General features: G+C 41.0%; 19 protein-coding genes. 16 read left to right on the forward strand and 3 right to left on the reverse strand.

Annotated elements, in window-relative coordinates; translation table 11 throughout:
* Positions 1-70 precede the first annotated feature (70 nt).
* The 9 genes from serC (at position 71) to AN395_RS06590 (ending at position 8,023) form a co-directional block, all read left to right on the forward strand.
* Positions 71-1,153, forward strand: coding sequence for a 3-phosphoserine/phosphohydroxythreonine transaminase (gene serC, locus AN395_RS06550; RefSeq protein ID WP_024034095.1), 1,083 nt, complete (start codon positions 71-73; stop codon positions 1,151-1,153).
* Positions 1,153-2,430: a 3-phosphoshikimate 1-carboxyvinyltransferase gene (gene aroA, locus AN395_RS06555; protein ID WP_054982455.1), complete on the forward strand. Its 1,278-nt coding sequence runs from the start codon at positions 1,153-1,155 to the stop codon at positions 2,428-2,430. Before serC ends, aroA begins: the two co-directional genes overlap by 1 nt.
* 107 nt (positions 2,431-2,537) lie before the next feature.
* The gene (gene cmk / locus AN395_RS06560) at positions 2,538-3,248 is read left to right on the forward strand and encodes a (d)CMP kinase (protein WP_004587870.1); all 711 of its coding nucleotides are present in this window, start codon (positions 2,538-2,540) and stop codon (positions 3,246-3,248) included.
* A gap of 95 nt (positions 3,249-3,343) precedes the next feature.
* Positions 3,344-5,011: a 30S ribosomal protein S1 gene (gene rpsA, locus AN395_RS06565; RefSeq protein WP_004587871.1), complete on the forward strand. Its 1,668-nt coding sequence runs from the start codon at positions 3,344-3,346 to the stop codon at positions 5,009-5,011.
* A gap of 65 nt (positions 5,012-5,076) precedes the next feature.
* Positions 5,077-5,364 carry an integration host factor subunit beta gene (gene ihfB / locus AN395_RS06570; RefSeq protein ID WP_004587872.1) on the forward strand — a complete coding sequence of 96 codons (288 nt, stop codon included), beginning with the start codon at positions 5,077-5,079 and terminating at the stop codon, positions 5,362-5,364.
* A 21-nt stretch (positions 5,365-5,385) separates the two neighbouring features.
* The gene (locus tag AN395_RS06575; RefSeq protein ID WP_004587873.1) at positions 5,386-5,667 is read left to right on the forward strand and encodes a lipopolysaccharide assembly protein LapA domain-containing protein; all 282 of its coding nucleotides are present in this window, start codon (positions 5,386-5,388) and stop codon (positions 5,665-5,667) included.
* Positions 5,668-5,669: 2 nt separating this feature from the next.
* Positions 5,670-6,806, forward strand: a complete 1,137-nt coding sequence (gene lapB / locus AN395_RS06580) for a lipopolysaccharide assembly protein LapB (protein WP_054982456.1) — start codon at positions 5,670-5,672, stop codon at positions 6,804-6,806.
* Positions 6,807-6,852: 46 nt separating this feature from the next.
* Complete coding sequence (pyrF, locus tag AN395_RS06585; RefSeq protein WP_024034097.1) at positions 6,853-7,557, forward strand: orotidine-5'-phosphate decarboxylase; 705 nt, start codon at positions 6,853-6,855, stop codon at positions 7,555-7,557.
* A gap of 91 nt (positions 7,558-7,648) precedes the next feature.
* Entirely contained in the window at positions 7,649-8,023 is a 375-nt protein-coding gene (locus AN395_RS06590; RefSeq protein WP_004587876.1) for a hypothetical protein, read from the forward strand.
* 249 nt (positions 8,024-8,272) lie between these two features.
* On the opposite strand, the gene AN395_RS06595 is transcribed toward AN395_RS06590, so the two are convergent.
* Both AN395_RS06595 and AN395_RS06600 read right to left on the reverse strand, forming a co-directional pair.
* Entirely contained in the window at positions 8,273-9,103 is an 831-nt protein-coding gene (locus tag AN395_RS06595) for a S1 RNA-binding domain-containing protein (protein WP_054982457.1), read from the reverse strand.
* A 2-nt stretch (positions 9,104-9,105) separates the two neighbouring features.
* Complete coding sequence (locus AN395_RS06600) at positions 9,106-10,431, reverse strand: DEAD/DEAH box helicase (protein WP_029774003.1); 1,326 nt, start codon at positions 10,429-10,431, stop codon at positions 9,106-9,108.
* Between the two features lie 198 nt (positions 10,432-10,629).
* Here AN395_RS06600 and AN395_RS06605 point away from each other — a divergent pair, with 198 nt between their 5' ends.
* The 5 genes from AN395_RS06605 (at position 10,630) to AN395_RS06625 (ending at position 18,731) form a co-directional block, all read left to right on the forward strand.
* Complete coding sequence (locus tag AN395_RS06605) at positions 10,630-11,637, forward strand: rhodanese-related sulfurtransferase (RefSeq protein ID WP_054982458.1); 1,008 nt, start codon at positions 10,630-10,632, stop codon at positions 11,635-11,637.
* A 253-nt stretch (positions 11,638-11,890) separates the two neighbouring features.
* Positions 11,891-12,907 (forward strand): efflux RND transporter periplasmic adaptor subunit, encoded by a 1,017-nt coding sequence (locus tag AN395_RS06610; RefSeq protein ID WP_054982459.1) that lies wholly within the window; start codon positions 11,891-11,893, stop codon positions 12,905-12,907.
* Between the two features lie 2 nt (positions 12,908-12,909).
* The gene (locus tag AN395_RS06615) at positions 12,910-15,990 is read left to right on the forward strand and encodes an efflux RND transporter permease subunit (protein WP_054982460.1); all 3,081 of its coding nucleotides are present in this window, start codon (positions 12,910-12,912) and stop codon (positions 15,988-15,990) included.
* Positions 15,991-16,127: 137 nt separating this feature from the next.
* Positions 16,128-18,023, forward strand: coding sequence for a DUF294 nucleotidyltransferase-like domain-containing protein (locus AN395_RS06620; RefSeq protein ID WP_004587882.1), 1,896 nt, complete (start codon positions 16,128-16,130; stop codon positions 18,021-18,023).
* 3 nt (positions 18,024-18,026) lie between these two features.
* Positions 18,027-18,731: a 3'-5' exonuclease gene (locus AN395_RS06625; RefSeq protein ID WP_054982461.1), complete on the forward strand. Its 705-nt coding sequence runs from the start codon at positions 18,027-18,029 to the stop codon at positions 18,729-18,731.
* 121 nt (positions 18,732-18,852) lie between these two features.
* Here the strand turns inward: AN395_RS06625 and AN395_RS06630 are convergent, their stop codons facing one another.
* Positions 18,853-20,433 (reverse strand): BCCT family transporter, encoded by a 1,581-nt coding sequence (locus AN395_RS06630; RefSeq protein ID WP_004587884.1) that lies wholly within the window; start codon positions 20,431-20,433, stop codon positions 18,853-18,855.
* Between the two features lie 443 nt (positions 20,434-20,876).
* Between AN395_RS06630 and egtB the strand changes: the two genes are divergently transcribed.
* Complete coding sequence (gene egtB, locus AN395_RS06635) at positions 20,877-22,151, forward strand: ergothioneine biosynthesis protein EgtB (protein WP_054982462.1); 1,275 nt, start codon at positions 20,877-20,879, stop codon at positions 22,149-22,151.
* A complete protein-coding gene (egtD, locus tag AN395_RS06640) occupies positions 22,148-23,122 on the forward strand; it encodes an L-histidine N(alpha)-methyltransferase (protein ID WP_054982463.1) in 975 nt (324 codons plus the stop codon). Before egtB ends, egtD begins: the two co-directional genes overlap by 4 nt.

Consider the following 23,122-nt stretch of genomic DNA (forward strand, 5'->3'; position numbering starts at 1 on the left):
TGTTGAAAAAAATTAATAATCCTTTTTTGTTTATCAAAAGAGTTTAAATTACTGGAATGAGGCAAAGGTAATGAGTAAATATAATTTTTGTGCGGGGCCAGCTATGCTTCCACAAGCTGTTATGCAAAAAGCACAAAAAGAATTTTTAGACTGGCAAGACTTAGGCGTATCTGTGATGGAAATAAGCCATCGTAGTAAAGATTTTTTAGCGCTTACAGCAAAATGCGAAGCCAGCCTTCGTCGTTTAATGAACATTAGCGATGAATTTGAAGTGTTATTTATGCACGGTGGTGGCCGCGGTCAATTTAGCGCTGTGCCATTAAATTTACATCAAAATGGTAAAACGGCGGTTTACTGCGAGAACGGCGTTTGGTCTAAAAGTGCCACTGATGAAGCTAATAAATTTACTCAAACCCACTCAATCAACGTTAGAAATGACGCAAACGGGCTGTTTTCTATAAAAGAAGTGGCGCAGTGGGAGTTACCTGCAGATGCATCTTACATTCACTACTGTCCAAATGAAACGGTAGACGGATTAGAGATTTTTGATGTGCCTAGTCACCCAACAGCGCCTATTATTGCTGATATGTCGTCGACTATTTTGTCGCGAGAAATTGACGTAAATAAATTTGATTTAATTTATGCCGGTGCACAAAAAAATATAGGTCCATCAGGTATAGCTATTGTTATTGTGCGCAAAACATTACTTGAGCGTGAAGGTTTAGCTAAACCTGGCATTTTAGATTACGCACTTGAAGCAAAACAAGGCAGCATGTTTAATACACCGCCTACTTTTGCATGGTATTTAGCGGCCGAAGTATTTGAATGGCTAGAGCAAAACGGTGGCGTTAAGGCAATGGAAGCACAAAATATTGCTAAAGCTAAGCTGCTTTATGACTTTATTGATGAATCGCCTTTTTATACTAATAAAGTAGCGACGCATTGTCGTTCGCGTATGAATGTACCGTTTTGGCTAAACGATGAAAGCTTAAACGAAAAGTTTGTAACGCAATCTAAAGAAGCCGGCTTACTTGCCCTAGAAGGGCACCGAATTGTAGGCGGTATGCGCGCAAGTATTTATAACGCAATGCCACTTGCAGGTGTTCAAGCCTTGGTTGACTTTATGGCGGCATTTGCACAGGAGCACAGCTAATGGAACAACTTCGTTTAGAGCCTATTTCTCGTGTAAATGGCAGTGTTACCTTACCAGGGTCTAAAAGCCTATCAAACCGTATTTTATTATTAGCAGCGCTGGCTCAAGGGACTACCGTTGTAGAAAACCTGTTAGATAGCGATGATATTCGCCATATGTTGGGTGCATTAAAACTACTAGGTGTTAACGTAACGCTTAATGTTGATCGCACTGTGGCAACCGTAGAAGGGGTTGGCGGTGTATTTAAAACCCCAAGTGAACCTTTATTTTTAGGCAATGCAGGTACTGCTTATCGTCCTTTAACCGCGGTACTCGCAGCTGTAGCTGGGGAGTATGAGCTTATAGGTGAGCCGCGCATGGAAGAGCGCCCAATAGGGCACTTAGTCGATGCGCTACAAGCACTTGGCGGCGATATTACCTACACAAAACATAAAGACTACCCACCACTAAAAATAATTGGTGGGCAAATTAAAGGCGGTACTGTTGAAATTGATGGCAGTATTTCTAGCCAATTTTTAACAGCATTGCTAATGGCTGCCCCTTTATTTAGTGGTGATACGCAAATTACCATTAAGGGTACTTTGGTATCTAAGCCTTACATTGATATAACGTTAGATGTAATGGCGCGTTTTGGGGTGACTGTTGAGCACAGCGACTATACAACATTTAAAGTTAAAGGCGGCCAACAATACCAATCACTAGAGCGTATTATGGTGGAGGGGGATGCATCATCAGCGTCTTACTTTGTTGCGGCAGCGGCCATTGCCGGTGGCGAAATTGAAATTAAAGGCGTGGGCGCTAAATCAGTTCAAGGTGATATTGGTTTTGCTAAAGTGATGGAACAAGTTGGCGCTGAAATAAAATGGTATGACGAGCGTTTAGTTGTTCGCAAAGGTGAATTAAAAGGTGTTGATATTGACGCTAACGCTATCCCTGATGCGGCCATGACACTTGCTACGGTTGCTTTATTTGCTAAAGGGCCTACGGCTATTCGCAATATTTATAACTGGCGTGTAAAAGAAACCGACCGTTTATATGCTATGGCAACTGAACTTCGTAAAGTGGGTGCCGAGGTTGTAGAGGGTGAAGATTTTATCGAAATTACACCACCGAGTGCATTCAATGATGTGGCTATAGATACGTATGACGATCACCGTATAGCGATGTGTTTTGCAATGGTTGCCGTAGGCGGAAAGCCTATTACAATCAACGATCCTAAGTGTACATATAAAACTTTTCCAACCTTTTTCAAGGTTTTAGCATCAGTGAGTGAGTAGGCTTTTTATAAATAATTATAAAAAGTTACACACTAAAGCGGATCTATTTGCAGAAGTGACGTATAATATCGCGGTTTTATTTAGGTGTGCATTGCAGGAGGTTTTAAATGCAGGCGTTATTAATGCCCGTAATCACCGTTGATGGCCCAAGTGGTTCAGGTAAAGGAACTGTTTGTCGCTTGTTAGCCGACAAATTGGGGTGGGATGTATTGGATAGCGGCGCAATTTACCGTGTATTATCCCTTGCCGCACTTCATCACCAAATAGCATTAGACAACGAAGAAGCGCTTGTCCCGCTTGCTGCAAACTTAGATGTGCAGTTTTTGGTTGATAGTCAAACTAATGCTGGAAAAGTTATTTTAGAAGGCGAAGATGTAACCTCGACAATTCGTAATGAAGAGGTTGGGGCAGCTGCTTCAAAAGTGGCTGCATTACCGCGTGTACGTGAAGCGTTACTTCGACGCCAGCGTGCGTTTAAAACCGAACGGGGCTTAATTGCTGATGGCCGAGATATGGGCACCGTGGTTTTTCAAGACGCACCATTAAAAATATATTTAACCGCTAGTGCACAAGAACGCGCGCGCAGACGTTATGTTGAGTTGAATGAGCGCGGCCTTGATGTTACACTAAGTGGTCTATTACAGGACATTCAAGCTCGTGATGAGCGCGATATGAATCGCACCGTTGCGCCGCTTGTTCCTGCTGATGATGCAATTGAAATAGACACAAGCGAGCTTAACGCTCAGCAAGTGTTTGATAAAGTTATAACTTTAGTAGATATTGCTATCTCACAAGGCAAGCTTCCTAAACGAAGCTAAACACATTTTATGCACCAGCAGGACGCCAGTGCTATTTTAACAACCCCATGCAGCATGGTTGCTTATTGGTATTAATATATGAGACGTATATTCGTATGTCAGAAAATTTTGCGCAGTTATTTGAAGAAAGCTTAAAGGGTTTTGAAGCAGAGCAAGGCTCTATTGTTAAAGGTACAGTAATCTCTATCGAGAATAACATTGTACTTGTAGATGCTGGTCTTAAATCAGAAAGTGCTATCCCTGCAGAGCAGTTCAAAAATGCTGCTGGTGAACTAGAAGTTGCTGTAGGCGACGAAGTAGATGTTGCACTAGATGCAATCGAAGACGGTTTCGGTGAAACTATCCTTTCTCGTGAGAAAGCGAAGCGTCACGAAGCGTGGATCCGTCTTGAGAAAGCATGTGAAGAGCAAGAGACTGTTACTGGTGTTATCAACGGTAAAGTTAAAGGCGGTTTCACAGTTGAAGTTGATTCAATCCGTGCTTTCCTACCTGGTTCACTTGTTGATGTTCGTCCAGTACGTGACACAACTCACCTTGAAGGTAAAGAGCTTGAATTTAAAGTAATCAAGCTTGACCAAAAACGTAACAACGTTGTTGTTTCACGTCGTGCAGTTATCGAATCTGAAAACTCACAAGAACGTGAAGAGCTTCTTGCTAACCTTGTTGAAGGTCAAGAAGTTAAAGGTATCGTTAAGAACCTTACTGACTACGGTGCATTCGTTGACCTTGGTGGTGTTGATGGTCTACTACACATCACTGATATGGCGTGGAAGCGTGTTAAGCACCCTTCAGAAATCGTTAATGTTGGCGACGAAATCGCAGTTAAAGTTCTTAAATTCGACAAAGATAAAACTCGTGTATCTCTAGGCCTTAAACAGCTTGGCGAAGATCCATGGGCAGCTATCGCTGGTCGTTACCCAGAAGGTTCTAAGCTTTCTGGTCGTGTAACTAACCTTACTGATTACGGTTGCTTCGTAGAAATCGAAGAAGGCGTTGAAGGTCTAGTTCACGTTTCTGAAATGGATTGGACTAACAAGAACATCCACCCTTCAAAAGTTGTTTCACTAGGTGACACTGTTGAAGTTATGGTTCTTGAAATCGACGAAGAACGTCGTCGTATTTCTCTTGGTCTTAAGCAATGTATTGCTAATCCTTGGCAGGAATTTGCTCGTCTACAAAACAAAGGCGACCAAGTTACTGGTAAGATCAAATCAATCACTGACTTCGGTATCTTTATCGGTCTTGACGGTGGTATTGATGGTCTTGTACACCTTTCAGACATTTCTTGGAACACGCCTGGCGAAGAAGCTGTACGTGAATTCAAGAAAGGCGACGAAATCACTGCTATCGTATTGCAAGTTGACCCAGAGCGTGAACGTATCTCTCTAGGTGTTAAGCAAATCGAAGCTGACCCGTTCAATAACTACCTTGATGCAAACAAAAAAGGTGCTATTGTTAAAGGTAAAGTGACTGAAGTTGATGCGAAAGGCGCAACTGTAGAGCTTATCGAAGGCGTTGAAGGTTACATCCGTGTAGCTGATATCGCTCAAGAGCGCGTTGAAGATGCAACAACTGTTGCTTCTGTAGGCGACGAAATCGAAGCTAAATACGTTGGCGTTGATCGTAAGAACCGCACTTTAAGCTTATCTGTTAAAGCTCTTTTCGAAGCAGAAGAGAAAGAAGTACTAGAGAAGCTTAAGAAAGAAGAGCCAGTGTTTGAAAACGCAATGGCAGCTGCTTTCGCAAATGCACAAAAAGACTAATTACTAATTAGTTTTTAATTGGAAGGGCAGTTTTGCCCTTCCACTATTCTCTTTAAGGAAACGCTATGACTAAGTCAGAACTGATAGAAACACTTGCCGAACAGCACGCACACGTTCCAGTGAAAGATGTTGAAAATGCAGTAAAAGAAATTCTTGAACAAATGGCCGGCTCATTATCTACTTCAGATCGTATTGAGATCAGAGGTTTTGGTAGTTTCTCTTTGCATTACCGCGCTCCTCGCACAGGTCGTAATCCTAAGACTGGCGATACAGTAGAGCTTGATGGTAAGCATGTACCTCATTTTAAACCAGGCAAAGAATTACGCGACCGCGTAAATGAGAGTATTGCCTAGTTAACCAGTTGGAGTAGTTACTTGTTTAAGGTATTAAAAATTATTCTGGTTGTACTATGCCTATTTTGCGCATTTTTATTGGGTTCTCAAAATCCACAATTAGTACAAATCAATTATATTATTGCCAGTAATACCTTGCCACTCGCTGTAATAATAAGTATCTGCTTTATACTGGGTGTAATAATAGGGTGTTTTATTAGCTTTAAATTGTTTTCTAAATTAAAGTGGCAAAATTACCGCTTAAAAAAACAATTAGCGCCAGAAAAAAATAATAGTAAGCTTATTGCTAATAAAGACACCTAATCATGATTGAGCTTTTGTTTTTACTACTGCCTGTTGCTGCCGGTTATGGCTGGATTATGGGCAAAAATAGTGCAAAAAACCAAGCTCATCAACTCAATCGCCAAATCACTTCAGAATACAGTAAAGGCTTAAAGTTTTTATTAGACAGAGAAGAAGATCAGGGCTTAGAGCATCTAATAAACCTATTAGAAGTGGCTGCTGACTCTGTTGACCATTATTCAACCCTTGCTACCATGTTTCGCCGAAGAGGCGAGCTTGACCGCGCAATAAAAATTCATGAACTCCTTTTAAAACACCCAAGCTTAAATGAACAACAAGCTGCCGCTAGCCGTTTAGAATTAGCTGAAGATTATATTATGGCCGGCTTATTAGACGGTGCAGAAGAGCATTTAGTGTGGCTTGTTAAAGCTGGGCATGAACAAGCACTTGACCCAATTATTACTTTATACTCGCAAACCCGAGAGTGGGAAAAGGGCATTAATATGTTCGAAGCCCATAGTGAGTTATTCGTTAAAGAGCAGCATTTTAAAGCAATTGCTAATTTTTACAGCGAAGCTGCCTTAAGCGAAAATAAACCACAATTAATGAACAAAGCTATTAGCTTAAATTACAAAGCGGTTCGCCCTTTATACGAATTAGGGTTATCGGCTTACACAAGTGAAGACTACGTAAAAGCAATTTACTATTGGCGTGAACTCGTTTGCCAATTTACGTTATTTGCGCCTTTGTTTATTGACCAGCTTGCACATAGTTATAAGCAGTTAAATTTAACACATCAGTTTCATGATTTATTATGTGACTTGCTCGATAAAGGCGGGGTGCTAATAAAAATAAAACATTGCCAAGCACTGTTAGAGCAGGGAAATACTAAACAGGCATTTGATTTTTTAACCGACAGCTTAAAGCGTCAGCCTACAATTCGAGGTTTTAGCTTTTTACTACAGCTAATGGGTGATAAAAATCCAAATACCAAAGAAGTACTTGATGAAATTGATAAGCTAGTTACGTCGTATATAGCTACAAAACCAGACTTTCAATGCCAACATTGTGGTTTTACAAGCCACACTATTTATTGGAACTGCCCATCTTGTAAACATTGGGAAACCATTGTGCCAAGTAGAGGCCTAGACGGATTTTAATAACCCCCAACTATTTATAACTTTACTGCCATTCATTAGGATAGTTATGTCTTTAGAAGATACAAAAAAAGTTCTTATTGCCCTAGATTACGATTCACAAGACGCGGCTCTTAATTTTGTAAAAAAACTCTCACCAGATACGTGTCGCTTAAAAGTAGGTAAAGAAATGTTTACTTATTTTGGCCCTGCATTCGTTAAACAGTTAATCGATTTAGGCTTTGACGTATTTTTAGATTTAAAATTTCATGATATCCCTAATACAGTGGCAAAAGCGGTCACCGCAGCGGCTAATATGGGCGTTTGGATGGTAAACGTTCATGCATCAGGTGGTTTTGAAATGATGAATAAGGCAAAGCAGGCACTTGAAAAGTTTGGTGATAAAGCACCTTTATTAATAGCAGTGACAGTGCTAACCAGCATGGACGAAGCTGAACTAAAGCGTTTGGGTGTTGAAAAATCAGCGCAAGAACAAGTTATTCATTTAGCTAAATTAACAAAAGAAGCAGGGCTTGATGGCGTAGTATGTTCTGCCCAAGAAGCGAAAGCGCTAAAAGCACAATTAGGTAGCGAGTTCAAGCTAGTTACTCCAGGCATTCGCCCTGCTGGTAGTGATGTGGGTGACCAAAAACGCATTATGACACCTAAGCAAGCTATTGAAGCGGGTAGCGATTACTTAGTGATTGGTAGACCAATTACACAATCGTCAGATCCGGTACAAACTTTAACTGATGTTAATAAATCACTAGTTTAAGTTAACAAAAAGCAATTATTTAGTGCTAAACCTCTTTTATGAATACATTTTTATGCTACATTAGTACTAAGAATGCAGTAAGGGGTTTATTTTGAAGTTAATTTTTGGATCTATTTTAATTGTTGTTGCAGGTTTTTCAGTAAATAAATATGTTTTTTCTAGTAAAGCTTATGATGGAGTAGCGACGATTACTGACTTAGTCGCAAATTACCCTGTCGATTTATTTGAATTTAAGCAAACCATGCATGGCTACGCACACCACTTATGCTATAAAAATGAAGAGCGCTTAACGCGCCAAAACGTAACTACGTCAGATTGCATTTCAAATCACGACGACAAACAAAGTGAATGTGAAAATAAAGTATTTAGGTTGGCGCCACTAAGCTTAGAAACCAAAGCTGAGATACTTGATTATTCAAAGCAATATACAGAATGTACGTTGCCGTATAAGCGTATTATGGGCTAATGCCTATTAGTAATTCCCTAATTATTTTTGAAGGGAAAACCAAGTGTTAGCTTTGTTTAAAAATTTCATTTACGCGAAGGTGAGGGCAGAGAATAGGGCAATATAAGTACCATTAGCGATAATAGCTAAATAACGTTTTTTATTCATCAAAACGTTATATGACCTTTGAACAATCATTTAATTAAACTATTTAGAAAAGATTTAACTATAAGCGCCAACATAATGTTAGCGCTTATAAAAAGTGTACAACTATTTTAAGCGGATAGATTTGGCTTCTATGTCTATCAAGCCTTGCTTAAATAAACCACCAATGGCTTTTTTGTAGTTAGCTTTACTGGTTGAAAATACTTTTTTGATAAGCTCAGGATCAGATTTATCACCAATGGCTAGTATGCCGCCTTCGTTTTTAAGCTTTTCCATTATTTTATCGCCAAGTTCACTTACTTTACCCATGCCTGGCTTTTCAAGTATAACGTCGATTTTTCCGTCTTCTCGTACTTTTTGAACAAAGCCTTTAAGCTTTTGCCCTACAAATAAGTTTTTAAATACCATGTTGTAAAACACAACCCCAAAGTGAGACTCTTCAATAAGCACTTTGTAGCCAATATCTGTTTTACCAGCAACAATTAAATCAACTTCTTGAAGATGTGTGTACTCAGGTTCATCTTTTGATAAAAAGCGATTAAAGTTGCTTGATGCACAAATACGTTGGCTCGCATTATCTAAATATAAGCGAACTAAATAAGAATGACCTTCTTGCATACGTGGTTTTTGCTCGTTAAATGGAGCTAAAACATCTTTCTCTAGTCCCCAATCTAAAAAAGCGCCAATGCTATTTATTTCTTTAACACGAAGCAGTGCGTATTCACCTACTTGGGCATGGGGTTTTTTTACTGTTGCTGTAGGTAAGTTGGCGTTATCTAAAAAGATAAAAACGCTTATGCTATCGCCAGCTTCAAGTTCATCTTTAATTTCGTGTTTTGGTAAAAACACTTCCCCTAAATCGTGGCCATCAAGGTAAGCACCTTCATTGCTCACTTCTTTTACAAATAAGGTTTGTGTTGTTCCTAGGTAACTCATAATTATTCCTGCTCAGGCTTTTTTTTACGGCGCATTGGTGAATTGCCATCAATGTTCATCGGGGCTTTTATAGGTGCAGCTGGTTTTTTAGGTTTTGCCTTGCGTTTAACTTGCGGCTTTTTCACCTGTGCAACTTTTTTAGTTTTTACAGCGGCTGTTGCAGGCTTTTTCTCTTTTATACCTTTAAATTTAGCTTTAAGGCCATCAACGCTTGCAAAAACCAGCTCGTCGTTCAAAAACGACTTAATTGCTAAGTAGCTTGCCCAGTCTTTAGGGCCTACCAGCGATAATGCATTACCTTTAAATCCGGCGCGGCCTGTACGACCTATACGGTGTACATACTCTTCAGCGTGTTTTGGTAAATCAAAATTGATTACGTGCGTTACACTTAATAAGTCCAATCCTCGCGAAGCAACATCAGTGGTGATCAAAATTTTAAAGTTTTCGCGGCTAAACGAGTCCATGATCTCTAGGCGTTTGCTCTGTGTTAAATCGCCAGCTAAAGCCACCGATTTAAAACCTTTTGCATTTAATGCTTCACTTAAACGGCTGGTATCGGCACGGGTTGCTGTAAATATAATACATTGGCCAACATCATCTTGTTTTAAAAAATGCTCAAGTAACGCTTCTTTATGATCAAGGTGATCGGCTAAATAGAGTGTTTGTTTAATATCACTGTGTTGCTCGTTAGCGGCGCTCAGTGTAATTTGTTTTGGCTTTTTTAATAAATTACGCGATAGGGCATCGACTTGAGCGTGATCTAGTGTCGCTGAAAACAACAATGTTTGGCGCAAGCGGTGATTAGCTTGCTCGTTAATCATTTTCAGCTGTTCAGTAAAACCTAAGTCTAAAATGCGGTCGGCTTCATCAAAAATTAATAGCTCTAACCCGCTTAATTGTAATGAGCGTTTTGTGATGTGATCGGCCAAACGCCCAGGGGTTGCCACAACAAAGTGCGGGTCGTTACGAAGGGCTTTAATTTGATCGTTAAAGTTCTCGCCACCGAGTATTTTTACAGCTTTAATGTTTGTGCCCGCAATTAATAAACGCAATTGCGTAAATACTTGCGTTGCAAGCTCACGGGTTGGTGCAACGATGAGGACACGTGGATCGCGTTTACTGAGCGCTTTTTGTTTCATAACTCGCTGAACAGCAGGTAATAAAAACGCTAATGTTTTGCCCGACCCAGTTTTAGACTGAGCAAAAATGTCATGCCCTGCAAGTGCGGTAGGCACTGCATGTGCTTGAATATCTGTGGGCTGGGTGATCCCTTGATGTGCTAATTGTGTTTCAAGGCGAGTATCAATCCCAAGATCAGTAAAGTGCAAAGTCGTGTTCTCCAATGTGCAACTTAAATTAATGGCCGCATTATAGCTTACACAAGGGTTATGCCGACAGTAAAAACCATTCTAACGCGCTATTTTTTGCAATTAATTATAAAAAGCGTAAAATACGCGCCCCATATGCGCCGGATTTACGATTCGGTAAACGCCACTTAAGGCTATCAAAGCAAAATAGGAAGTAAAATGACTGCTGTTCATAAAGATGATGTAACAAACGAGCACTTTGTAGTGTGTGCAATGTACAAATTTGTAGGTTTGCCAAATTTTGAAGCGCTACGTAAACCCCTTTTAGATGTGATGGAAGCAAACGAAGTACGCGGTACTTTATTGCTTGCGGCTGAAGGTATTAACGGTACTGTATCGGCTAAGCGCGAAGGAATAGATAACTTACTTGCGTGGTTAGACACACAAGAAAACCTAAAAGACATAGTGACTAAAGAATCATACGATGATGAATGCCCGTTTTACCGCACTAAAGTAAAGCTAAAAAACGAAATTGTTACTATGGGCGTTGAAGGGGTTGACCCACTAAAAGTAGTGGGAAGCTATGTTAAGCCTAAAGAGTGGAATGCATTAATATCAGACCCTGAAGTGATTTTGATTGATACACGTAACGATTACGAAATTGAAATTGGCACTTTTCAAAATGCAGTCGATCCTAATACTAAAACTTTCCGAGAGTTCCCTCAGTGGGCTAAAGAGAATTTAGACCCAGAAAAACACAAAAAAGTAGCCATGTTTTGTACCGGTGGTATTCGCTGCGAAAAATCAACGGCTTACATGAAAGAGCAAGGGTTTGATGAAGTTTACCACCTTGAAGGCGGTATTTTAAAATACCTAGAAGAAGTGCCAAAAGAAGAAACAATGTGGGAAGGTGAGTGTTTTGTTTTTGATAATCGTGTAGCAGTAAATCATGATTTACAAAAAGGCTCTTACGATCAATGTCATGCGTGTCGTATGCCGATTACAGAAGAAGAAAAGCAAAAGCCAGAATACATGGAAGGTGTTTCGTGCCATCACTGTATCGACAATGTAACTGATGAGCAACGTGCTCGTTTTGCTGAGCGTCAAAAGCAAATAGAATTAGCACAAGCACGTGGTGAAGGGCACATTGGTAATGAAGCGCAAGCGGTTCTACAACAACGTAAAGAAGCTAAAAAAGCACAAAAAGAAGCCCAGCGCGGTAAATAATCTTTAACTACCTATTATCTACATAGCCCAGTTTATACTGGGCTTTTTTATTTATATAGCCACTTTTTAGTTTAATCCTGCCTGTATTTGTATAAATGCTTAGTCTTTAGGCGCCTTTTTCAAAGATTAATTGGTATTACCAATTTAATTTCATCTTGTAGTTTTGCTAATTTATCGTTCTATCCTACCTATTGATCAATCAGCTGTTAGACTTCGTAAGGTAATGGAAATAATAATTAATTAAGGTGTTACTTTGAAATCGCAAAACTTTTTAATCGGTGTGCTTAGTTCGCTGCTGTTTTTCAGCCTTCCTGCAATGAGCGCGAACGTTGTTGTACAAAAAATTGCCCTCGAAAGTGCTAAACAACAAGTGCAAGCGGTAGGAAATACAGAGGCAATACATTCGGTTGTAATGTACCCTGCAGTAGGCGATAGAGTAACAGGCGTTTTTTTTAAGCCAGGTGATAAAGTAAAAAAAGGCGATACTTTACTCGAACTTGATTCTCGTAGGCAAAAAGCAGCGCTTGATGAGGCTAAAATTAAACTTGCCGACACCCAGCGAATACTAAAACGATTAGAACAAAGTCAGGCCAAAGGCGCAGTGCCTAAAAGCGATGTTGATGATGCTAAAACCGTTGTAGAGCTTGCCAAAGTCACCCTCATACAGGCCCAAACTGAGCTTGAAGACAGAAAAGTAATTGCGCCGATAAATGGCATTATGGGTTTAACAGATGTTGAGGTAGGCGATAGAATAACCGAGCTAACCCCCATAGCCACAATAGATGACACAACAAGCTTGTACATAAATTTTAACGCACCGGAGTCGGCTATCAGTATGCTGCGTAATAAAAGCAACTTAACGGTGTTTCCTTGGCAATCAGACACTGCCATTAACGCTGATATTGCTTATTTAGATTCACGCGTAGACCCACAAACTCGTACTTTACGTGTTAAAGCCAAGCTAAATAATGAAAAACAACAATTTTTACCTGGCATGAGTTTTAGGGTACATATTGAAGTGTTAGGCGAGCGTTTTGCTGCAGTTCCTGAGGCTGCATTACTGTGGGGGGCAACAGGCCCGTATGTATGGACCAGCGTTGATAAAAAAGCCACACGTGTTGATGTAAAAATAGAGCAGCGCTTGGCGGGGCGATTATTGGTTTCTGGGCCGTTAAATAAAGGCGATATTTTAGTAATTGAAGGGGTACAACGCTTACGTGCAGGCCAAGAGCTAAGCTTTAATTTACCCGCGCAAGACACGCAGGAGTAGGTATGAAACAGCAACCTATGATGCAAGACTTACCCTCAATGGCGATTCGCCGCCCAGTACTTATTGTGGTGCTTAACTTATTAATTATTATTGCAGGTATTGCTGCTATTGCGGGTGTTGAAGTAAGAGAACTTCCAGATGTAGATAGACCACGTATTACGGTTTCGGCGCCATTTCCTGGCGGCTCGCCTGAGACCGTTGATACCGAAGTAACCAGCAAATTAGAAGGCGCAGTAGCGCGTGTAAGTGGCGTTAAATCAATACGCGCACAAAGTGAAGAGGGAAATGCACGTATTGTGGTCGAATTTAGACCAGGCATAAATTTAGATGACGCTGCGAATGAAACGCGTGAGTCTGTTGCACGTGTAGAGCGAGACCTTCCAGAGGAGGTCGAGCGTGTTTCTATTATTAAAGCCGACAACGACGCCGAAGCAGTTGTGTCTCTCACTGTTTCAAGTGAAAGTTTATCGCTTGAAGCACTTACCGAGCGTGTAAATGTTGACTTAGCGCCGCAATTTTTAACTATTCCGGGTGTCGCAGATGTTCGCTTAAACGGAGATAGAGAACGCGTATTAAGAGTACGAATAGACCCGCTAAAACTAAGTAGCTTTAATTTAACAGTGCCCGATGTAGCACAAGTGCTTAGCCAAGCACCGTTTGATGTGCCAGCAGGGAGTTTAAAGTCAAACGATCAGCAAATTATTGTACGTGCCGATGCAACCTCCATTACCACAGAACAAGTTGGCGATATTATAATACAAGGCGATACCCGAATTAGTGATATTGCGGCTGTGTATTTTGGCCCTGCCGATCCGCGCTCTATGGTAAGGCTAAATGGTAAGCCCGTTATTGGTATGGAAATTATTCGACAAGCACAATCAAATACAATTGAAATATCAGATGAAGTGCTCAAGCTCATTACAAGCATGCAAACGCGCTTTCCAGAAATGGAATTTACACTTACCTCCGATGACGCACAATTTATAAGAAGCTCAGTAGATGAAGTAATTTACTCTTTATTGCTTACAGTATTGTTAGTGGTTGTCACTTTGTGGGTATTTATTGGCTCTTGGCGCGCCACTTTAGTGCCTGCTTTTGCTATTCCTGTTGCCTTAATAGGGTCTTTAGCACTTATATGGGCACTGGGTTTTTCAATAAATATTTTAACCTTGTTGGCGCTAGTATTAGCCGCAGGCTTAATTGTTGATGATGCCATAGTAGTAAGTGAAAATATTCAGCGCCAGCGGGGGCTAGGTTTAGGGCGTCGGGCAGCTGCTGTAATAGGCACGCGCGAGGTGTTTTTTGCTGTTGTAGCAACCACGGCTGTACTTGCCGCTGTATTTATACCTATTGCGTTTTTACCCTCTACTGCGGGTCGCTTATTTAGAGAGTTTGGTGGAGTACTTGCCGGTGCGGTAATTATATCAAGCTTTGTGGCACTTTCATTAGTGCCTGCTCTTACCTCCAAATTAAAGTTAAAGCAGGGCGTTTTTCACCCATTTGCTAAACTAGGCCATTGGTTGGGTGGTATTTATACAAAAACAATTCATAAAGTGCTAAACCATGCATGGCTTACGTTTGCGCTCTGTTTATTGGTTGCAGCAGGCTCAGGGGCGTTGTACGCCAGTTTAGACAGCGAGCTTTTGCCAACAGAAGACCGAGGAAAAATTCGTATATTTGCACGTGGCCCAGATGGTGTAGGGCTAAACTTTATGGATAGGCAGGCGATAAAAATGGAAGATATTTTACTTCCGTTTGTCGATAGCGGCGAAATTGAGTCAATTTATACTGTGGTAGGCCAATGGGACCCTAATATTGTGTTTATTACTGTGCCATTAAAGCATTGGGATGAGCGCCATTTTAGCCAACAAGAAATTATTAATAAGATACGCCAGCCACTTGGCGATATTCCAGGAGCACCGGCTTACCCAGGTGGGGCTAATAGTTTAAATTTACGTGGCCAAGGGGGAGGTGTTGAAATAGCATTGCTTGGGCAAGATTATTTGCAAATATTTAAAGCGGCTCAGCAGTTTTCTGCGGCATTAGAAAAAGCCGTTCCTGAGGTGGCACCTGTGCGTATTTCTTATCAGCCATCGCAACCACAGCTTAGAGTAAATATAGACAGACGCCGTGCACAAGAGCTCGGTGTATCGCTAAACGACATTGCCATTACCTTGCGCGCAGCAATAAATGGCGACGATGTAGAAGATTTAAACATTGGCGATCAGTCTGTGCCAATTATGCTCCAAGCGCAAAACCAAACCATAAACAGTCCAAGTGATTTGGCTAATTTATATATCAGAGCGGGTAATAGCAGTTTAGTACCATTAAGTAGTGTGGCCTATATTTCTGAAGAAGGCGTGGCTGCAGAGCTTGAACGTCATGCCCAGCGCCGCTCAATAGAGCTCAGCATGGAGTTGCCAGAATCGTTAACCATTGCTGCTTTAGTAGAGCAAATAAAAACGGTGTCTGAGCAGTCGTTAGAGCCAGGTATTGCACTTGCGTTTAAAGGCGAAGCGTTAACGTATGAAGAAACATCCAGCGAAGTACTTGTAACTTATGTACTTGCTTTTTTAATTGTATTTTTAGTTTTGGCTGCTCAATTTGAAAATGTAAATAGTGCCATTGTGGTTATGATAACCGTTCCCTTTGGTATTACTTCTGCCATATTAGCGCTTTATTTAACCGGCACGTCGTTAAATATTTACTCTCAAATTGGTTTAGTGATGCTTATAGGCTTAATCGCTAAAAACGCAATTTTGCTTGTTGAATTTGCAGACCAATTACGCGATCAAGGCTTAACGGTCAGAAAAGCCGTCGAGCAAGCTGCGTTGGTACGTTTACGCCCAATTACGATGACCCTTATATCTACTCTACTTGGAGCATTGCCGTTAATTCTCTCTACAGGCGCAGGGGCTGAAGCCCGAAATGCAATTGGCTGGGTGGTGTTTGGCGGCTTAGCACTTGCGGTGTTGTTTACGCTTTATCTTACTCCGGTAATTTACTTAGGCTTAGCACGCTTTACCACGCCAAGGGGGGATGAATCTAAGCAGCTCGCACAAGAGCTTGAAAAAATAGACTAACCTTAAAGCCATGCCCAGCAACGTTTTTAAATTAAAAGTGTACTGGGCATGGTTATGGCTTGATTGGCACTACTTGTTTGTTAAGATAGCCACTTAAGCATATACATGCCTTTTTGTGTGGCCACAAGGAATTCCCAATGCAAGCCGAACAAGTTGAAATTGCGCAGTTTTTAGCGCAGCACCCGCCATTTGATGACTTACCGACAAACGCTTTAAATGAGCTTGCGCAACAAGTTGAGGTAGCTTACTACCGCTCGCAAACTGATATTTTAACGTTAGGCCAAGACATCGCTGATTTATTTATAATTCGCAGTGGCTCTGTGGAAATTTATCGTCGTAATAACGAGCTTTATAACCGCTTAGATGTGGGCGGTATTTTTGGCCAAATGGGCTTGTTGATGAATCGTAAAGTGCGCTTTCCTGCAAAGGCACTCGAAGACACCCTAGTGTATTGTATTAACTTTACGCTGTTTAACCGTTTTTGTGACGAGTTTGACGGCTTTGCTGATTACTTTGAAGCCGATGGCAATGTACGCCTTCGCCAAGCATTAGTTGAGCAAGCCGACAGCAACGATTTAACAACCGCCAAAGTTAAATCGCTCATTCATCGCGATGTTGTAACACTAAGTACTCAAACCACCATACAGGATGTGGCTAAAGTAATGACAGAAGAAGCGGTATCTTCTGTGTTAGTTACCGATTTAGACAAACCAATAAGCGACGACCCAGAAGAAGACGATGGGCAAATCGTAGGCATTATTACCGACCGCGATATACGCACAAAAGTGGTAGCCGAAGGCCTAGGGCTTGATGTTACTGCAGATAAAATTATGTCGACTAATCTTGTACTGCTTGATTCAAATGCCTATGTATTTGAAGCCGTCCTTGCCATGCTGCGCGACAACTTGCACCACTTACCTGTGGTACAAAAGCGCCGACCTATTGGGGTTATTTCACTATCCGATATTTTAAGGTACGAGTCGCAAAGTAGTTTACTCTTGGTACGCGGTATTTTAGCGCAGCAAACCATTGAAGATTTAGCACATTACGCGCGCCAGCTACCCAATGTATTTGTACGTATGGTGAACGAAGATGCTAATTCACATATGATTGGTACGGCAATGGCGGTAATAGGGCGTACTTTTAAACAGCGCTTATTAGTACTGGCTGAAGAAAAATATGGCCCGCCGCCAGTACCTTACTGTTTTATAGCGTTAGGCTCTATGGCGCGAGACGAACAACTTATTGTAACAGATCAAGATAACGCGCTTATTTTGGATGACAATTACGATGATGAAAAACACAACGAGTACTTTCAAAATATTTCTGATTTTGTCTGTGATGGCTTAGCGCAATGTGGTTATACCTATTGCAGCGGCGAGATTATGGCCTCATTTAAAAAATGGCGTAAAACACGCTCGCAATGGTTTGATCAATTCTCACAGTGGATAGCCTTACCTAAACCACAAGCACTGCTTAACAGCTCAATATTCTTTGATTTAGATGGGGTGTGGGGTAAAACAAAATGGGCCGACGAGCTTAAAATTTTTATTGCTAAACAAAGTAAACAAAACCGTGTGTTTTTAGCAAATATGGCCGCCAATGCCCGAAACCGCACACCGCCACTTGGTTTTTTTAAAGGCTTTGTGCTTGAGCATAACGGCCAGCATAAGCGCTCAATGAACTTAAAACGCAGAGGCACCGCGCCGCTTTCTGATGTGATAAGAGTGCATGCACTGGCGATAGGCTCTCGTAAGCAAAATTCGTTTGAACGCCTTGAAGATATTATTGAATCGCGCCTGTTACCTGAGGGTAAAGCACAAGATTTACGTGACGCGTTAGAATACATTGCCATGATGCGAATTCGCCATCAAGCATGGCAAATAGAGCAAGAAGAAGAGCCCGATAACGACATAGACCCGCATTTACTTTCGCCGTTTGAGCAACGCAATTTAAAAGAAGCGTTTGCCATACTCGAAAAAGCACAAAGCTACTTAAAATTTAGTTACTCAGCCAATGCGGGTGTTAAGTAACGAATGGCTAAGCAATCGTATTTTGACTGGCAGGCTCATTATAAAACACTGGCTAACAACGCTAAAAATGAGCATTTAAAAGCGTTTTATCAGCACGCTTATGGTGATACGCACACGCCCATAAAAGACATTTCGTTTGTGGCTCTTGATTTTGAGACAACCGGTCTAAATAGTGAGGTGGACGATATAGTCAGTATTGGCTTAGTCCCCTTTACAGTGCAAAGAGTATATTGCACACATGCTAAGCATTGGGTAGTACAGCCTCGTAAAAGCTTAAGCGAGGAGTCGATTGTTATTCATGGTATTACGCATTCAGAAGTGGATGATGCTCCCGATTTAAACTCTCGACTAGGGCCGCTACTTAATGCACTTAGTGGTAAAGTGGTGGTGGTGCATTATGCAGCGATAGAGCGGCACTTTCTAAACAATGCATTACTTGCGAGAATTAACGAAGGGATCCAGTTTGCATTAGTCGATACCATGGAAATTGAGCAACGAGCGTTGCGCGCCCGCCAAGGCTTAATAGGGCGTTTGTTTAATCAAAAGGTAGGCTCACTTAGACTCACAGATTGCCGCAGCCGATACTCTTTGCCTGCTTATCATAATCACAATGCGCTAACTGATGCATTAGCCACAGCAGAGCTGTTAATTGCACAGCTGCAATACCATTACCGCGATGATACGCCACTAGCTGAATTACTAAGTTAAATCTATTTTTAAATTTTAGCGAATGCAATACAGGTTTAAATTATTAACCAGCGTTTAGCTTAGCCAATAAAAACGCCGCATATTATGCGGCGTTTTTTATTGTTTACTGGCAAGCGACTAATTATTTAACAGCGCGAGGCTCAGTACGTAATCCTAATAATAGGCTTACACACATTAGTAGTAACACTAAAGTAAACGGAAGACCTGTTGAAACAGCACCCGCTTGTAATGCTTGAATCGCCTCTGTACCGCCAATCCATAATAGAGCAGCAGCAATAGAGCCCTCAACCGTAGCCCAAAATATACGTTGTGGTACTGGCGCATCCACTTTACCGCCTGCTGTAATCGAGTCGATAACTAATGAACCCGAGTCAGAAGAGGTAATAAAAAACACTAATACTAAAACCACAGCAAGGAACGAAAGCACGCTCGACATAGGTAGTTCGTCTAGCATTTGGAACATCGCCATAGGCACATCGGTTAAACCGTTTACGCCTAAGCTACCAACACCCTGAACAACTTGGTCTATTGCAATGCCGCCGTAAATAGACATCCATAAAATAGTAACCGCAGTAGGAATTAATAATACAGCGATTAAAAATTCTCTAATTGTACGACCACGAGAAACACGCGCAATAAACATACCTACAAACGGTGACCACGAAATCCACCATGCCCAGTAAAATACAGTCCAACCGTGCATCCATGTTTCGTCTTCTCGGCCATGTGGGTTGCTCAGTGGAATAATATTTTCAACATAACCCATAACCGTATTTGGTACGTTACCGATTGCCACAGCAAAGCCAACTAAACCAACAAACAGGAGTAAGGCAAATGCAATTAGCATGTTTATATTACTAAGGACCTTTACGCCGCCATCAATGCCGCGTACTACTGAGATAATAGCCAGTAAGGTAACGCCAATAATAACCAATAATTGTGCGCCTACGCCGCCATCAGTTCCAAATACATGATTAATACCTGCAGAAGCCTGCTGTGCGCCTAAACCTAACGAGGTTGCAAGGCCAAATAAAGTGGCAAGCACGGCAAGAATATCAATAATATGACCAGGCCAGCCCCAAGCTCTGTCGCCTAATAGTGGATAAAAAATTGAACGGATTGATAAAGGAAGACCTTTATTATAAGTAAAAAACGCAAGTGAGAGCGCTACAACGGCATAAATAGCCCACGGGTGAAGACCCCAGTGAAACATGGTTGCACCCATTGCCACTTTTGCAGCCTCTGGCGTATTTGCGGTTACATTAAGTGGGGTTTCGTACCAGCCAGTAAAGTAAGCTACAGGCTCTGCAACACCCCAAAACATTAACCCAATACCCATACCTGCGGCAAATAACATGGCAAGCCATGACATACGCGAGTGCGTTGGTTTAGCACCTTCTCCGCCTAAACGAATATTACCATAGGGCGATACAATTAATGCCAAACAAAATATAACAAAGAAGTTTGCTGCCCACATAAAAAACGCATCAAAGTTATTTATTATATCGAGCTTAATACCATCAAGCGTTGCTTTGGCTGTTTGCGCATCCGAAACGAGAATGGCGACTAAAAAGATGACAATCAAACCGGCACTAATACCAAAAACAGGATTATGTATATCAAATCCCCATTTTTGCACGTTATCTTGACCTACGGTGTAGTCCGTATTATCAATACTATACTTGTCATGATTTTCGCTCATGAATACCTCTTATGTTGTCCTAACAAGCCAGAGAGTTCCGGCATAACACTAAGTTAATTAGCCACAAAGTAAGTTGCATTATTTACAATAAAACTTATTTGAGGACTAACTAAATTAATCGCTGATCATACCCTTAATAGTGTATGAGTTAAATCGTAAATGTAAAACTATTTGGTTATATATGCCTGATTACTTAGCGCTAAAAGCTATTTATCACTAAAAAGATAAGCTATTGTTAATTCAGTGAGTGTTAAAAATTAGTTTGTTATTAAACTAAAATTAAAGCAGCGCCACCAAACTCGTTAAGTCGTTAAGTCGTTAATACATTAGTCTACGTTTTAAATGGGTAGAGGGTTTGATTTAATCATTATGTAACATGCATAAAGGTAAAATCTGGGGTAGGCTTTATTTAATCGCAAAGAGTGAAAAGGACTAACTTTAATATGCTAAACACGAAAACGAATGAAGCGCACAGTACTGAAAAAATACACGCTCAATTTCAGTCAATTCGCCAACATAGTCTTACACTTATAAAAAACCTCAGCGCAGAAGATTGCCAACTACAAGCAATGGATGATGCAAGCCCAATGAAATGGCACTTAGCTCACACCACGTGGTTTTTTGAAACATTTTTACTTGCTAAGTATCTGCCTAACTACACGCTCTTTGATGAACAATTTAAAGTGCTTTTTAACTCCTACTATAACGGCATAGGTGAGCAGTTTAAGCGTGCTAATAGAGGATGTTTATCTCGCCCCAGTTTAGAGGTGGTGTTGCGCTACAGAGCTTATGTTGATAATGCGCTAAACGAGCTGCTTCAATTAGGCACTAACCAAACACTGTGCAATATAATAGAACTTGGGCTGAATCATGAGCAGCAACATCAAGAGCTCATGCTAATGGATATTAAATATAATTTTTCGGTTAATCCAAGCTTTCCTGCCTACAGCCAAACCCCAAATGACTTAATAAAGGTGAGTGATTCGCTAGGCACTTTAAAATATACCGAATTTAGCCAAAGCATAACCAATATAGGGGCTGATGCTAAAAACGGCTTTTCGTACGATAACGAACAACCTAAACATCAAGCCCTTATCCATGCGTTTAGTTTTGCTAATCGATTAGTGACTAATAGAGAGTACTTACAATTTATAGAGGCGGGCGGGTATAAAAACCCTTCATTTTGGTTAAGTGATGGCTGGACTAATATAAACACCGAGCAACTTAGTCACCCTTTATATTGGCAGTATATTGACGGGCAGTGGTTTGAATTTACTCTCTACGGACTGCAGCCTTTAAATTTAGATGCGCCAGTGAGCCATGTAAGTTATTTTGAAGCGGCAGCCTATGCTAATTTTGTAAATGCGCGCCTACCTACTGAGTTTGAATGGGAGTATGTAGCGCAGCAGCAAGCACTTAAGCAACAGCAAAACGATTTGCTTACGCCAAGTGTATGTAAAAACCCAGGTGTTATCTCGCAGTTAAGCGATACATGTTGGCAGTGGACTAATAGCGCCTATTTACCTTACCCAGGCTTTAAACCCTTTAGCGGAGCCGCAGGGGAATACAATGGTAAATTTATGAATAATCAAATGGTTTTGCGTGGCGGGTGTGTATTTACCCCAAAAGATCATTTAAGACAGACCTATCGTAACTTTTTTTATCCGCACCAAGCGTGGATGTGCAGCGGCATTAGACTAGCAAAGGACATACTATGAGCCAAGTAACAGCAATTAATCAGCAATCAATCACCGATCTAGACTTTTTAAATGATGTATTACATGGACTTGCTCAACAGCAAAAGTCGCTGCCGTGTAAGTATTTTTACGATGATAAAGGGGCGGCTTTATTCGAGCAAATAACCTCATTGCAAGAGTACTATGTTACCCGTACTGAACTTGCCATATTAGAAGATTACTCAAAAGCTATCGCTAATAGACTGCCCGAGAACCTATCAATTATTGAGCCTGGCTGTGGCTCGGGTAAAAAGGTCGCGTATTTACTCGCCCATATGAGCAATGTAAAAACCTTTGTTCCTTTTGAAATATCATCAGAGATGCTTAATTACTCGTTAGCGCATTTATCACCGTTATTTCCGGAGCTGGCCATTACGCCATTGCTAGGTGATTTTACCCATAGCCAAATGGTTAAGCAGTTAACAAAAGACACCGCCTTAGACAGCCAAACAAATTTAGTTTATTTTCCAGGCTCTACACTGGGTAACTTTGCGCCAGTAAAAGCCATTGAAATAATGAATAATTTCCACCGTTTATGTGGTGTTGATGGCTATGTATTAATAGGTATTGATTTAGTAAAAGAGCGACAAGTGTTACTTGATGCTTACGATGACAAAGCCGGCATTACCGCCGCCTTTAATAAAAACTTGCTCCAGCGTATAAATAACGAATTAAATGGCACGTTTATTTTAGATAATTTTAAACACGAATCGCGATTTAACGAAGTGCACAGCCGCATTGAAATGCATTTAGTGAGCAAGTGTAATCAAAGCGTGGTCATTAACGATAAGCAAATAGACTTTGTAGCGGGAGAGAGCATTCACACTGAAAACTCGCACAAATATACGCTTGAGTCGTTTAAAAATCTTGCTGCTCAGGCTAATTTATCGCTTGCACAAACATGGCAAGACGAGAAAAGCTACTTTGCACTTTGCCTACTAAGGCCAATGTAA

The organism is Pseudoalteromonas sp. P1-30, from assembly GCF_001400005.1.
Classification (GTDB): domain Bacteria; phylum Pseudomonadota; class Gammaproteobacteria; order Enterobacterales; family Alteromonadaceae; genus Pseudoalteromonas; species Pseudoalteromonas atlantica.